The sequence below is a fragment of the Aphanothece sacrum FPU1 genome, assembly GCF_003864295.1.
Lineage (GTDB): Bacteria > Cyanobacteriota > Cyanobacteriia > Cyanobacteriales > Microcystaceae > Aphanothece_B > Aphanothece_B sacrum.
Window position 1 is genome coordinate 153,545 of record NZ_BDQK01000014.1, and the last position, 15,418, is coordinate 168,962.

General features: G+C 36.1%; 10 protein-coding genes. 7 read left to right on the forward strand and 3 right to left on the reverse strand.

The features are described from left to right. The first annotated feature begins 110 nt into the window (after window positions 1-110). From AsFPU1_RS17250 to AsFPU1_RS17270, 5 genes are read left to right on the forward strand one after another with little or no spacing between them, the layout of a single operon-like run. Window positions 111-3,467 (forward strand): methyl-accepting chemotaxis protein, encoded by a 3,357-nt coding sequence (locus AsFPU1_RS17250; protein WP_124971520.1) that lies wholly within the window; start codon window positions 111-113, stop codon window positions 3,465-3,467. Window positions 3,468-3,489: 22 nt separating this feature from the next. Beyond that, window positions 3,490-4,119, forward strand: a complete 630-nt coding sequence (locus tag AsFPU1_RS17255; RefSeq protein WP_124971523.1) for a Tll0287-like domain-containing protein — start codon at window positions 3,490-3,492, stop codon at window positions 4,117-4,119. Window positions 4,120-4,178: 59 nt separating this feature from the next. Further along, on the forward strand, window positions 4,179-7,562 hold the full coding sequence (locus tag AsFPU1_RS17260) for a methyl-accepting chemotaxis protein (RefSeq protein ID WP_124971525.1): 3,384 nt from the start codon (window positions 4,179-4,181) through the stop codon (window positions 7,560-7,562). An 18-nt stretch (window positions 7,563-7,580) separates the two neighbouring features. After that, entirely contained in the window at window positions 7,581-10,859 is a 3,279-nt protein-coding gene (locus AsFPU1_RS17265; protein ID WP_124971528.1) for a hybrid sensor histidine kinase/response regulator, read from the forward strand. Between the two features lie 48 nt (window positions 10,860-10,907). Then, window positions 10,908-11,420, forward strand: coding sequence for a chemotaxis protein CheW (locus AsFPU1_RS17270; RefSeq protein ID WP_124971531.1), 513 nt, complete (start codon window positions 10,908-10,910; stop codon window positions 11,418-11,420). Between the two features lie 7 nt (window positions 11,421-11,427). Here the strand turns inward: AsFPU1_RS17270 and AsFPU1_RS17275 are convergent, their stop codons facing one another. Both AsFPU1_RS17275 and AsFPU1_RS17280 read right to left on the reverse strand, forming a co-directional pair. Continuing rightward, window positions 11,428-11,682: a Precorrin-3B methylase gene (locus AsFPU1_RS17275; RefSeq protein WP_124971534.1), complete on the reverse strand. Its 255-nt coding sequence runs from the start codon at window positions 11,680-11,682 to the stop codon at window positions 11,428-11,430. Between the two features lie 292 nt (window positions 11,683-11,974). After that, entirely contained in the window at window positions 11,975-13,204 is a 1,230-nt protein-coding gene (locus AsFPU1_RS17280; protein ID WP_174715387.1) for a tetratricopeptide repeat protein, read from the reverse strand. Window positions 13,205-13,301: 97 nt separating this feature from the next. Between AsFPU1_RS17280 and AsFPU1_RS17285 the strand changes: the two genes are divergently transcribed. Both AsFPU1_RS17285 and AsFPU1_RS17290 read left to right on the forward strand, forming a co-directional pair. Next, window positions 13,302-14,408: an esterase-like activity of phytase family protein gene (locus tag AsFPU1_RS17285; protein ID WP_172957431.1), complete on the forward strand. Its 1,107-nt coding sequence runs from the start codon at window positions 13,302-13,304 to the stop codon at window positions 14,406-14,408. Window positions 14,409-14,530: 122 nt separating this feature from the next. Further along, entirely contained in the window at window positions 14,531-15,274 is a 744-nt protein-coding gene (locus tag AsFPU1_RS17290) for a metallophosphoesterase family protein (RefSeq protein WP_124971540.1), read from the forward strand. Here AsFPU1_RS17290 and AsFPU1_RS23590 read toward each other — a convergent pair. Continuing rightward, complete coding sequence (locus AsFPU1_RS23590; RefSeq protein ID WP_438357497.1) at window positions 15,175-15,411, reverse strand: zinc ribbon domain-containing protein; 237 nt, start codon at window positions 15,409-15,411, stop codon at window positions 15,175-15,177. The two genes, AsFPU1_RS17290 and AsFPU1_RS23590, sit on opposite strands and share 100 nt — an antisense overlap. Between the last annotated feature and the right edge of the window lie 7 nt (window positions 15,412-15,418).

Sequence of the window (15,418 nt, forward strand, 5' to 3'; positions counted from 1 at the left end):
TCCTATAAGGGCGGGTTTATGGAAAATCTGGGTAAACATCACAAAATTTAGGTAAAAACCCGCCCCTACGCTAACCCCTAACTCTTACTTATTTTATTGAGGCTAATTTCATGACTCAAACTTCCCCTAAACCTACTCCAAACCCTCATCAAAACAATGGCTATGTTTCTGGTAGCACGATCAATAACCCTCAGAAGCAGAACCAAAATCAATTATCCTCTACTCAGCAAATTAGGCGACAGTTGACACCTTCCCTACCCCTTACCTGGTGGCAAACCTTAACTTTACGTTATAAAGCGATGATAGTTGCTACTCTCATCGGAGTAGTTCCTGTCGTGATAGTGGGAACTATTGCTTATCAAGTGGCTAACAGAGCAATTACTCAGCAGATTACTCAATTAAAAACTAGTCAAGGAGTTGAATTAACTAACAAAATTAATCGTTTTATGAGCGATCGCTATCTTGATATTCAAACTATAGCAACTCTCGAAACTTTTACTAATTCTGAATTAAGAAACACTATTTCTCCTTTAGAAAAACAAAAACTTTTAAATAAACTAATCAATATCTATAAATTATATGACAGCATTGCTGTTTTTGATCTTAAGGGAAATGTAATTGGTCAATCAAAGGGAATTTATCTAAAAAATCATAAAGAGCGCAGCTATTTTCAAGAAGTTCTCAAAACCAATGTTCCTATTATGACTCAACCACTTGTCTCCAAGGTTGATGGAACGTTTAATATTTATACGGCTGCTCCTATTAAAGATAAAGCCACAGGCCAAACCGTTGCTATTGTTAGGGCCCGTCTTCCAGTTAAATTCTTGCAAAAACTTCTACCGAACCGAGATATATCACAAGGGGAATTTTATCTAATTAATAATACAAAAGAGGTGTTTTTCGCTCCGTCAGGAGTTCAGATAACTCAACTTAATACTCTGGGTAAAACTAATTTAAAAACAGAAAAAATTGAACATAAAAGCATTAATGTTGATTCAATTTTCCCTAATTTTGCACAATTATCTCAAAATAAACTAGCTACTACCCTTAAATCATCTAAAAATTTTGTAACTTATGTTCCTTTTGAGTCTTTAGAAAATTTACCAGATTTAGGCTGGAGTGTCATTATTACTCTTGATAATGCCATGGCTTTTGCCTCTCAAAAACAACTATTATCGACATTATTATGGGGAACTTTAATCGCATCAGGGATAGTAGGAGTTCTTGCTATGCTTTTAGCTGATCAAGCAACTCGTCCTTTACGCCATATTACTAAGACGATCAAACAAATTAGCGCAGGAGATCTTGATAGACAAGTTCAGATACAAGGAAAAGATGAATTAGCCGTATTAGGCACTAATATTAATCAAATGACTAGGCAGATTAAAATCCTAGTCGAAGAACAAATTATTGCAGTTGAACAAGCCAATCTTTTGGCACAAATTGGGAGTAGTATTATTCCTGATCAGGAAGCTCTTGAACAAATTGTGCAGGAGGCTTTAGAGGGAATCAGAACTATTCTTAAGGCCAGTCGCATCGTTATTTATCGTTTTAATCCTGATTATTCTGGCTATATTTCTCATGAATCTGTGGGCTTAGATTATCCTAAAGCTTTAGAACATCAAATTGGTGATGCCTGTATTTCTGAAGAATTAATTGAGGCTTATAAACAGGGCCGCGTTGTTCCCACTGATGATGTTACCTGCGCAGGTTTTCATCCTCAACATCTCCAATTAATGGAACAATTACAGATTCGGGCTAATTTAGTGGTTCCTGTTCTCAAACAAGGTAATTTATTTGGATTATTAATTGCTCATTATTGTGATGAACCTCATCAATGGAATGAGCGAGAAATCAATTTTCTTAAACAAGTAGGAGAACAATTAACAATTACCTTAGATCGTTTGAGTTTACAACAACAACGACGGGAAGACGTAAAAATGTCCCACATTCTTAAGGATATTACTGTCAAAATTTCGGCAGCCATTAACACAACTGAGCTATTAGAAATTGCGGTTAATCATATGCGTCGTGCTATCAAAACTGATCGCGTTATTGTCTATCGTTTTGAGCCAAATTGGACTGGTAAAATTATTGCAGAATCTGTTGTTAATGGGTTTCCTGCAGCAATAGGAGCAGAAATTTATGATCCTTGTTTTGCCGAAAAATATGTAGATAAATATCAACAAGGTCGCGTTCAAGCAACTCCTGATATTTATAAAGCAGGGTTAACAGACTGTCATTTAAAACAATTATCCCCCTTTAAAGTTCGGGCGAATTTAGTAGCTCCTATTCTCTGTAAAGGTGAATTATTAGGCTTATTTATTGCCCATCAATGTGATCAACCTCGTCAATGGGATACAGCACAAGTAAGCTTCTTTTCTCAAGTAGCGGCTCAAATCGGATTTGCCCTAGAACGGGCGGATCTCATAGAAAAACAGCAAAAATCGGAAGAAGAACAACGTCAAGGTAAAGAACAATTACAAAAACGAGCTTTAGAACTCTTGATAGAGGTTGATCCCGTCAGTCGTGGGGATCTCACCATTCGGGCTAAAGTGACAGAAGATGAAATTGGCACCATTGCCGACTCTTATAACGCCACCATTGAAAACCTACGAAAAATTGTAACTCAGGTACAAGGAGTTGCGGGTCAATTAACTGTCACCACAAATGCCAATGAAGTAGCGGTACGAGACTTATCTGAAGAATCTTTTCATCAAGCACAAGATATTTCTGGGGCCTTGGAAAGTCTGCAAGCGATGAATATTTCTATCCGTGCAGTTGCGGCTAATGCTGAACTGGCAGAAACAACGGTACAAAAAGCTACGGAAACGGTAGAAGCTGGAGAAGAAGCCATGAACCGCACGGTAGATGGAATTATGGCTATTCGCCAAACGGTGGCAGAAACGGCTAAAAAAGTCAAACGTCTAGGAGAATCTTCTCAGAAAATTTCTAAGGTTGTCAACCTTATTAGTAGTTTTGCCGACCAAACGAACCTTTTAGCCTTAAATGCTTCTATTGAGGCGGCTCACGCAGGAGAAGAAGGCCGAGGCTTTGCTGTGGTTGCTGATGAGGTACGTTCTTTAGCCCGTCAGTCAGCCCAAGCTACTTCAGAAATTGAAACATTAGTGGCAAGTATTCAAGCTGAAACTAATGATGTGGTAGCGGCAATGGAAGCTGGAACTGAACAGGTTGTTACCGGAACTAAATTAGTAGATGAAACTCGTAAAAGTCTTAATCAAATTACCGTAGCGAGTGCGCAAATTACTGAATTAGTCGAAGCGATCGCTAAAGCTGCTGTTGAACAGTCTCAAACCAGTCAAACTGTTACCCAAACTATGATACAAGTGGCGGCAATTTCAGATAAAACGTCTCAAGAAGCGGCCCTGGTTTCTGACTCCTTTAAACAATTATTAATGGTGGCTCAATCTCTCGAAGAAAGTGTTCGCCAGTTTAAAGTTATTTAATTACTCTATCAAGGTGTTTGACATGAATGAAATTAGCAATTTTTTTCAATCTATTCGCATTCCTATGAGGTTTATTGTTCTCATTGTTTTGGCAATTAGCAGTTGGTTTATTGTGGTATCTTGTAGTGCCACAAATGCGGGACAATATGCGGATAATATGGCTCCTGATTTAATTGCTGATTATATCTATCGCATTATCAAATCTGAGCGCACGATTTATGGAAAATATGTTGTTCAAAGACTTAAGGATGAAAATGTTATTCGCGCCTCTGAACATTGGGAACAGGATAAGTCTTTACCTTTGCCGGCCCAAATGTTTAGGATGACAGCAGAATTAGCTTCTGAAAATAGTCCTTTTAATTATGGTTCTATTTCTCCTTGGAGTTTGAATGAGGGTAATACGCCTAATACTGATTTCGAGAAAAAAGCAATGGAAAATGTTTTAAATACTGGTCTACCGTTTAAAGATTATCAAACTAAAGATGGTAAAAAATATTTCTCTGCTGTCTATCCAGATAAAGCTGTTGCTGCCAGTTGTGTTGATTGTCATAATAGTCATCCTATCCATAAACAACGTTACCCTGAAAAGATATTTAAGGTGGGAGATGTGATGGGGGGAATTATAATTAATTTGCCTCTAGACAGTCAATGACAATACAATAAATTGTCAAACAAAATATTGTCTTTTATTAATATTAAGGTTCATTAATTATGCAAACTCCAGTCAATTCCGAACTTAATTCTATTGTTAATGAATCTCTTAAGTCTGATCTTTATGAGTCAAAAATGAGAGATACAAAAAGAAAAGAAGAATATGTTTTATCTCGACCCTTACAAGCATTTTATGATCTGCCAATTGCTAAAAAAACTCAGATTATTAGTGCCTTGATGTTTGTTGCTTTTGGCGGTATGGTAGCAGTAGAATCAAGAGCTTTGGTAAGTAATTTACGCTCTCAACTCCACAACCAAAATTTATCTCAATTAACTGTTACCGAACTCAACTATAACACTGAGTTGAAAAATATTGGACTAACTTTTGCCTCACTTGCAGAAAATCCAACTATTATTAAAGCTACTCTTAACGATGTTAAGGGTCAAGTTTCAAACGGAACAGAAAAACAAGAAGTCCAAATAATTCTTGATAATGAAGTAGAAATTCGTAACTTAGAATATGCTACTTTAGTTGGCAAAGATTTACGTATTATTGCTACAGGAAAAACCGATGAAGACAAACAGTCACAACAAAATATTCCAGGGCAAATCTTTAATCCTAGTAATTTAGTCAGTCAAGCTTTACAAACAAAACAGCAAATTCAAACCACTGAATTAAGGATAGACACAGTTAAAAAACAAAAGCCTAAAAATACTTTAATTAGTTATACAATTACTCCCATTAAAGCACCCGGTACTCAAATAGTCATCGGTGTTTTAGTCTCTGGTAATATTATTAATAAAAATATGGCAATTTTCCAGAAAACAGTTGAAGCTTTTCCAGGAATTGGTTATGCTGGTATTTATGCTCATAATCCTATTAATAAACAATTTTCGGTGGCTACATCTTATGCAAAAACAGAACTACGACAAGCTTTTACTAATTTACCATTAACAAATCAATCTATCTTACAAGAAGCTGTTACAGCGAAAGGAAACCGAATTACAAATCGTATTTCTGTTGGCGATCATACTTATACTGTAGCTGCTAAAGCTATTCCTAATTTAAAAGGAGAACCCATAGCTATTTTACTCTATGGTGATCCTGAATTCGCTCTTAATGAGATTCTTAAAGAAGGGTTAGAATTACAAGTCACTCTATCAGTTGTGGTCTTAAGTTTGCTGGTTTTAATTGCATCAACTATCGCCAATAGTATCACCAAACCAATTAAAAATCTTTTCGACGTTACTAAAGAATTTACTCAAGGTAATTATCATGTCAGGGCTAAGGTAAACAGTAAAGATGAAATCGGCCAGTTAGCTGGTAATTTTAATGCTATGGCTCAAACTATCGAGGCTAATATTAATCAAATAGAAGCTAAAATAGAGATGTTTAGATTCTTAAGTGAATTACCTGTTTTAAACAATTTTGATAATTCATCTATAGACCAATGGTTGAATCAAGTTTTAGCCAAAACAAGACAATTAATAAATAGCGATCGCCTTTTTCTTTATCGTGTTCAAACTGATAGCAATGGTCAAATTTCTCAGGAATCGATAAAAACAAAATCTATTTCTCGTTTAGAGGGAAGCAATTTTAATCATAATTGGATACCTGAAGAAATACTCTCAAATAATGATCATAAAAATGTTTGGATAATTAATAATATTTCCGAAAATTCCCTATCTTCTGAATATAAAAAATGGTTAGAACGAGGAAAAGTTAGGGCAAGTCTAGGAATTCCTATTTTTTATAAAGGTACTCTTTTTGGTGTTTTATTTGCTCATCAATGTCTTAATCAATATGAATGGAATGAAACAAAAATTAACTTTTTAAAACAAATAGTTAATTCCCTAGAAATTATCTTAGAAAGAGTTTATTTATTACAAAAAAACACTTTAGAAACAAAACTTTTTGCTTCCCTCAAAGCCATTAGTGTAAATATGGCTAGAGAATTTAAAGCAGATAATTTATTTAATTTAGTCGTAAAAGAAAGTCGAGAGGCATTGTTAACCGACCGAGTAATTATCTATCGTTTTGATCAAAATTGGAAGGGAACAATCATTGCTGAGTCAGTAGATGAACTTTATCCTAATGCCTTAGGGAAAATGATTGCTGATCCTTGTTTTGCCGAAAAATATGTAGAAAAGTACCGTCAAGGACGAGTTCAAGCTACTAATAATATTTATAATGCCGGATTAACTAATTGTCATTTGCAACAATTAGCCCCTTTGAAAGTTAAAGCTAATTTAGTCGTTCCTATTGTGGTACTTGGGGAACTTTTAGGATTATTAATTGCCCATCATTGTGAATGTCCTCGTGAATGGCAACAACCAGAAATTAATTTTTTAACTCAAGTAGGTTTACAAGTAGGAATTACCCTAGAAAAAGCTAACTTATTCGATGAATATTTTCAGTCTGAAGAACAACAAAAACTAGCCAAAGAACAGTTACAAAAACGAGCTTTAGATTTACTCATAGAAGTAGAACCAATTAGTCGCGGAGATCTCACAATTCGCGCCAAAGTTACTCAGGATGAAATTGGTACTATTGCCGATTCTTATAATTCTACGGTAGAAAATCTTAATCGTATTGTTACCAACGTTAAACAAGCATCTGACGAGTTAACAATAACAACTAAAACTAATGAAAATTCTATCACCACCCTGACCACAGAAGCCATGCGTCAGGTGCAAGAAATTGGCTTAGCAAGCGATCATTTAACCGTGATGCAAGATTCTATCAATTCAGTGGCAAATAACGCTGAAACAACCTTAACCGCTTTCTCAGAGGCTAGTAAAACTCTCGAAGCTGGAGACTTAGCCATAAATCAAACTGTTGATAGTATGATGGCAATAGGGCAAACGGTAGCAGAAACCGCTCAAAAAGTGCAAAATTTAGGGGAATCTTCCCAGAAAATTGCTAAAGTTGTTAACTTAATTAGTCGTTTCGCGGCTCAAACCCATTTACTTGCTTTAAAAGCTTCCATTGAAGCAGCACGAGCAGGAGAAGAAGGACGAGGTTTTGCCGTCATTGCCGATGAAGTCAGAAGCTTAGCTGCAAGTTCAGCCGAAGCGACTGCCGAAATTGAAACTTTGGTTAATAGTATTCAACTCCAAACTAAAGAAGTTTCTCAAACTATGAAAACGGGAACTGAACAAGTTGTGATAGGAACTAAATTAGTCGAACAAACCCGTCATAATCTTAACAAAATTACTGTTACCAGTAGCCAAATTGAGCAACTGGTGAACTCGATTGTTCAAGCAACTATTGAACAATCAGCCACATCTGAATCTATGTATCAGGTGATGGGAGATGTTACCTCAATTGCTCAAAATACCTCTGATACAGCTTCACAATTATCGGATTCTATGCAGAAAATCTTATCTTTAGCTCAACAACTTCAAGGGAGTGTAGATAAATTTAAGGTTCATAAATCATAAATTTATAAATTAACTAACATGATGAATTCTGAAATCCGCGACCAAGCTTATCAGTTTTTTATTGAAGAAGCCCCTGATCTTTTACAAATTATTGAATCGGGTTTATTAACTATACGAGAAGACAGAAGCATAGCTAAAGTTCATGAAATTATGCGGGCTGCTCACTCTATTAAAGGGGGGGCCGCTAGTGTAGGACTTGATACTATTAAAACTTTAGCCCATCGTATTGAAGATATTTTTAAAGCTTTTTATGATGAGACAGTTATTATTGATCAGCAATTAGAAAGTTTATTACTCCAAGCTTATGATTGTCTCAAAAATCCCCTTACACAACAACTCAATACGGGCAGTTTTGATCAAGAATTTGCTTTAGAAACCGCCCTACCTATTTTAGAAACTCTTGAAACACTTTTAGGAGATAGTTTAGCCCAAGGAGATCAGTATATTGCCTCTTCTGCTGACTTAGGTGTAGATATTGTCGCTTCTATTTTTGAAGTTGATATTATGCAAGCTTTAGAACAATTAGCAGGTATTATTGCTAAAGCTGATAATTATGATGTAGTTCAAGAATTACGAACAACTGCCGAAATTTTTCAAGGTTTAGCAGAATTACTCAATTTACCTGGATTTGGGGCCATTACTCAGGCTTTAACTACTGCTCTTGATCATCATCCCCAACAAGCTGTAACCATTGCTCATCTAGCTTTGACGGATTTTCGAGATAGTTGCCATCAAGTCTTAGAAAAAGGTGATCGCACTCAAGGGGGACAACCTTCTGCGGCATTATTAGCTTTAACCCAAACCACCTCAAAAACGCCCCCTATTCCTTCTCCTGTCTTCTCCTTAGATAATTTATTTGAAGAAGAACTTGAATTAACCCCTCTGATATCCGTATCCGAAGAGGAACAAGCAATTATCTCCTTATCTGAACCAATTAGCTCTAATTCTTCTGATTTTGGAGATATCCTACCTTTAGATGATATTTTTGCACAAGTCAACCCCGAACTCGATTTCTTTGAGGCGGCCACCTCACCAGAAGCGTCTGTAGATGAGTCGTTCCTGATTCCTTCTTTAGATGATGTTTTTGGCGATTTTGGCAGCCTAGACATTGTTTCTGAAGCCCCAGTATCCCCAGAAAATCTTGATACCCTTATACAGTCGGTTGAAGGCATATTTGACCAACTTCCCCCTCTCCCCACTCCCATAGAGGAGAATGATGATTTGCCCGTACTTTCGAGTAGGGGCGAAAGGCCTTTCGCCCCTACCAATACTTTTGAATCACCCTCTCAACTCATCACTCCTAGTCAAGAAACCCTTACTCAAATACAGGAAGAAACCGCCAAAGAAAAAACAATTCCCGGAGGAAAACTATCGGTTAGAGTAGACTTTAATCGATTAGAAAAAATGAATAATTTGGTGGGAGAATTAGTAATTAATCGTAATAGTTTATCCTTGCAAAATGAGCAAATTCAAGGTTCAGTAAAAGGACTTCTTAATCGATTTAGTTACTTCCAAAAAATAACGAGTAAATTACGAGAATTTTCAGACGAAATGTTAGTTACACCTGAAACTTACCGCTCCGTTAATAATTCCCGTCAGACTGCCAGACAAAGTTTGTCTGTGGCCACAGATTTTGATTCTCTAGAAATGGATTCTTATGGTAATCTTTATTATCTGTTACAAAACTTATTAGAAGAAATGATCCAGTTAGAAGAATCCGTTGATGATATTGTCTTATTTGCCCGTTCTTCTAATCAAACTCTAGAGCAACAACGGCAAATGCTCACCAATCTTCGAGATGAATTAATGTGGGCTAAAATGCTTCCTTTAGGAGAAGTATTAAATCGATTTCCTAGAGTTTTACGGGATCTTTGTACAACGTATAATAAATCTGTCAAACTTAAATTAATTGGAACCGGAGTTTTAGTGGATAAAGCGGCTCTAGAAAAACTTTATGATCCTTTACTTCATTTACTCCGTAATGCTTTTGATCATGGTATTGAAACCCCTGATATTCGCCAACAACTGGGTAAATCACCAGAAGCAAAAATAGAAATTCGGGCTTATCATCAAGGAAACCAAACTATTATAGAAATTCGAGATGATGGCTCAGGACTAAATTTAGAAAAAATTGCTCAAAAAGCTATTATGGTAGGCTTATTAACCCCTGAAGAAATAGCAGTTGCTTCTAAAGAAACCCTCCAAAATTTGATTTTTCAACCAGGATTTTCTACCGCTTCTCAAGTTAGTGAATTATCCGGTCGAGGAGTAGGATTAGATGTAGTCAGGGAGCAATTACATATACTTAAAGGAAACGTATCAGTTAGTTCTATTACCGGTAAAGGAACTACCTTTACTTTGCGTCTTCCTTTCACCCTAACCATTGCTAAATTATTAGTCTGTTTAATTAACCAAGAAGGAAGTTCTCAAACAACTGCTTTTGCTCTACCTTCTGATAGTATAGAAGAAATTATAATGCCCCAAGCAGAGCAAATTAAAACATCAGGAAATAATAGATTTTTATACTGGAAGCAGCAAATTATTCCTATGTATCCTTTACAAAATATGCTGGATTATCGCTGTCCTGTTTCTGAAAGTTTTGCTAGTAAATCTCTCCATAGTATGGCTAATCCTGATGATTGGGGTTTCCCTTTATTAATTTTACGTCGAGGTGATCAATTATATGCTTTAGAAGTTAGTCGTTTGGTTACAGAACAAGAACTGGTTATTAAACCTTTTGGCTCAGCAATGGCGGCTCCAACTTATACTTATGGTTGTACAATTTTGGGAGATGGAACCTTAATTCCAGTTATTAATGGTAGTCTCCTCATTGAATATTTCCTCGATCCTATCGCACCTAATTCTGATTCTAAAACCATCTTACCAAACATCCCAGAAATTGAATCTTCTGTAACAGTTCCCTCCCAAATTACCCCAACCGTTTTAGTCGTAGATGATTCTGCGGCCTTACGACGAACTCTAGCGTTAACCTTACAAAAATCAGGTTATCGGGTAGTACAAGCTAAGGATGGACGGGAAGCTCTAGAACAGTTAGAACAAAGTTCAGGCATTAAATTAGTCATTTGTGACGTAGAAATGCCCAATATGAACGGATTTGAGTTTCTCGGACAACGACGACGTGATCCCGAATTAATGAAAATTCCTGTCGCTATGTTGACTTCTCGTAGTAGTGACAAACATCGTCAGTTAGCAACTCATTTAGGAGCAAGTGCTTATTTTACTAAGCCTTATATTGAACAACAATTCTTAGCATCTGTTAAAAATATGATGAATTAATCAGACATTTATTTTCAATTTATTATCAATAATAATAGGATTAAACTTATGACTACTACCAGTTCTTATTCAGTTTCTACCTTTTCAGAAAATTATGTTGATAAGTTGCGTAAATTACTCATGTTTCAGATGGGTAAACTCAATTTAGCTTTACCTGTAGAATCGGTAAAAAAAATTATTCATTACACCCCCATGCAAGGCAGTGGAACAACTCCAGTTGGAATTATTCATATTGATAATCAAGAAATTACCTCGATAGATCTTCACAAAAGACTTTTTAAAGTCAGTCGAAAAAATCAATCTGAGTCTCGACAGTTTATGATTATAGCCAAAGATAGTACTGACGAATTGTTTGCCCTTGTCGTCGGAGAAACCCCAAGTTTAGTCAATATTCCTATCTCACAAATTCGAGTATTACCGGATTCTTATCGTCGCGGAGACACTTTAGATGTGGCTAGTCATGTTATTATGATTAAACAAGAAGATCAATCTCTAACTGTTTTTATTTTAGACGTAGATCGCTTAGTTACTCCCATTGGAGTTGGAGACTTTATTTCTTAAGAGGTTTTTATTGTTTTCCAGGTGGAGTACTATCACAGCCAAAATATTTCTCACTACGATATCTTAACCAGACTCTTAAGACTTGAGGAATTTTATTTTTTTGGTCTTTATTTAGAGTATTATAAAGATCTAAAGCCTTTTCTCTTTCCCGACGACAAGCTTTATTATTATGAGCATCCCAATAACTTCTCGCTACTCGGATACGACGACAAACTTCTTTGATTAAAGCTTCTTCTGATGGATAATTTTCAGGGGTTTTCATCGTTAATTTAACGGTTATCTAGACTTTGAATTTTCCTTATTTGTTTATTTTAACTACCTAGAGATTTTTTAGTAAACTAATATAAATTTTTGTATAGACATCTCCAGTGCGATCGCTGATCTCGTAGGGTGCGTTAATGTTAATGTAACGCACCACCCCAACTGTAAATGGTGGGTTACGCTGCGCTAACCCACCCTACTGGATTGTTTCAGCTAAAATAGATCTCGTAGGGTGTGTTAATGTAACGCACCACCCCAACTGTAAACGGTGGGTTACGCTGCGCTAACCCACCCTACTGTTCTGATGCTGTCATTTTTTGATTAACTTCTTGAATTTTAGAGATAAAATAATCTTGTTTATAATTAATAGCTTTAGCTAAAACTAACCCTTGTTGAAATGAGGCTAAAGCTTGTGGATATTGTTCTCGTTTAAAGTAAATTTGCCCGACTTGATCATAAACTTTCATCAACCCATAATAATTATAAGATAATTGTTCAACTTGTAGCAAATTTTGGTAAATTTGTAAAGCATAATCGTCTTGTTCATAGTTTTGATAAAGATTACCCAATTTAGTCAAAGCTTCTCCTGCTGCCCCAAATAGTTGTAATGACCAAGCTAAAGAATAAGCCTCTTGATAATTTTGACTAGCTTGTTCGGGTTGATCCATTGCTTCATAATCTTGTCCAATCGATATTTTTAAAGGAGGAATGAATAGAATTTTTTTACTTTTTAAATAATTTTCTACTAACCTTTGTTTGATATTTGCGGCATTTTCGGGCTGTAAAGATTTATTATAAATTTCTGCTAATTGTTGTAAATAAATCCCCTCTTCATAAGCATTGGGTTTAGCTTGCGCCCGATCTAATAACTCCTCATAAATCGTGGCTGAATTAGGATAATCAAATTTAGCCAGATAGAGTTTCCCTAAACCTTTTAATGCTTCTTCCTCCGTCAAAGGAGCTTCATTTTTACGAGCATTTCTCAAAACTTTTTGATAAATATTAATCGAATTATCTAAACTATGTAATCGTTGATATGCTTCGGCTAAAGCTAATAATAATTCTGGACTTAAAGGATCTTCTTGCTCAGATAAATTTTGTAAAGTAACTAATCTTTTACTAATAAATTGAACATCAATTGTTCTGGTTTTATTCCAAGCAATTTCTCCCACCCTTCCTAATGCTTTAATTTCCTCTAAACGACCTAAAACTCTGCGTAATCTTAATTCTCGATACCAAATTTCAAAGGCAACTTCATCATTTCCTTTATCAGATTCAGCCTGGGCTTGAGCATTTAATTCATCCAAAGCTTGTCTAAGTTTTCGCTGTTCAAAAGGTGTTAAAGGACGAGGAAAAGCAGGAATTAGGATATCATCTAAAGGAAGTTCTAAAGGATTAATTTTAGGATCAGGTAGTTGAGCAAATACTGGCCCAGTATTAACCAAAAAACTCACTTGAGTTAAAGTGATTGCCGTTAAAATTAAACCCCAAAATTTACTATTAATTAAATGAAAATGTATCATAATATATTAATCTATATAAATATAATTCAATAATCAAACCAAAAAGAGGAACTAAGACGTGAGGAGAGTGGTAACAATAATTATCAGTTTAACCTTAATGATGCTATTAAGTGCTTGTGGTAATATTCCCCAAATTCGGGCAGAACAGAGGTTATTCTTGAATTTATCCCTAGAATTTTTAGGAGAGTATCAATTACCAAAACAAACCTTTGAGGGAACAACAGTGGGAGGATTGTCCGCCATCACTTATGATCGACAACGCGATCGCTTTTATACCTTATCCGACGATCACTCCGAAAAAGCACCTGCTCGATTCTATACCTTTAAGCTAAAATTAGCTAAGGAGAATAATCCTAAAATTGAAGGAATTACCCTCGAAAAAGTCACCTTTCTCAAAACGGAAACAGGAGAGACTTATTCTCCCCAAACAATTGATCCTGAAGGAATCGCATTATCCCCTAGAGGAACAGTCTTTATTTCCAGTGAAGGAGTTCCCAAAAAAGACGTTGACCCCTTTATCGGAGAATTTGAACTAACGACGGGACAACTTCAACAAACCTTACCCCTTCCTCAAAGATACTTACTCGGAAAACAACCTGATGGTAGTCCCCGTGGAGTTCAGGACAACTTAGGATTTGAAGCATTAACCCTGAGTGCCACCAGTATCCTAAAAGATGATCCCTTTCGCTTGTTTACTGCCACAGAATCCTCTTTAATACAAGATACTGCAGAAAACCTTCCCGACCAAATTCCTGTACGTTTGCTACATTATGTAATTAGTAACATTGGCGCGCCTGTAGTGGTCAGTGAACATTTATACTTGCTTGATCCACCAGTTAAAGGAACCGTTGCCAATGGGTTAAGCGAATTGATAGCCTTACCACAGGAGGGATATTGGTTAAGTTTAGAACGTACCTTTGGAGTCTTTGGTTATGGGGCCAAACTCTTTCAAGTAGTCAATAGTAATGCCTCTGATACGTCTAGTCAGGTCAGTCTAAAAGGAGATTTAAAGGGAGTTTCTGGCTTAAAAAAACAATTATTACTGGATTTACAGTCATTAAACCTAGAATTAGATAATTTAGAAGGAATGACTCTGGGGCCAAGACTTCCCGATGGACAAGATACTTTGATACTGATCAGCGACGATAATTTTAGTCAAACTCAAGTGACTCAATTGCTTGTGTTTGCCATAAAAAAGCCATAAAGTAAACAACTTGGGAAAATTTTCCCAAGTCTTATCAAAATTTTGCATAAAATCAGGGAATACTAACAGTAAACACCCTAAAAACCTCAAGGTTAATAGGACAAGCAAACCTAAAACCAACCATGCCCCATCGCCGTATCGTCATTGGTGACGTTCATGGTCACTATGATACATTATTAAATTTATTAGACGAGATCGCCCCTAATGAAGAAGACAAAATTTATTTTTTAGGAGATTTAATTGATCGTGGTCCCCAAAGTCAGGAAGTGATTAATTTTGTTAAAGATAATGATTATTCCTGTCTTTTAGGCAATCATGAACAAATGTTACTCAATACCCTGGGTGAAGGAGAAATAGACTCCCATCAGTTACAAGGGTGGCTTTATGGGGGAGGATATCCCACCTTACTCAGTTACGAACATCATATTCCTATAGATCATATTAATTGGCTCAAAAGTTTACCTCTTTATCTCGACTTAGGAGATATTTGGTTAGTTCATGCAGGAGTACATCCCACCCTTCCCTTAGAAGAACAGACAACAGAGCATTTTTGCTGGATTCGGGATGCGTTTCACAGTATTAATGAACCTTATTTTCCTGATAAATTGATTATTACGGGTCATACCATAACATTTACCTTTCCGGGGGTGCTTCCTGGTAAATTAGTCTCAGGGGCAGGATGGCTAGATATTGATACGGGGGCTTATCATCCCCATAGTGGATGGTTAACCGCCTTAGATGTTACTAATGAACAGGTGTATCAAATTCATCGCAAGACTAAGACTAAACGAGTTGTCCCTTTAAGCGAGGCAGTAGTATCGATTGATCCCTCAAGTATTATAAAGAATGACCAAAGAACTCTTTGAGTTAACTCTTTTTTACCTGTATTTGTTCCACAATTAGGGCAAATCTGAGAAGTATAATTTTTATCAACTTTGCACAAATAAGTGTCTGTTTGACTACAAACATATTCTAGGATTGTGAAAAGGAGTTTCAAACCCAATTTTCTA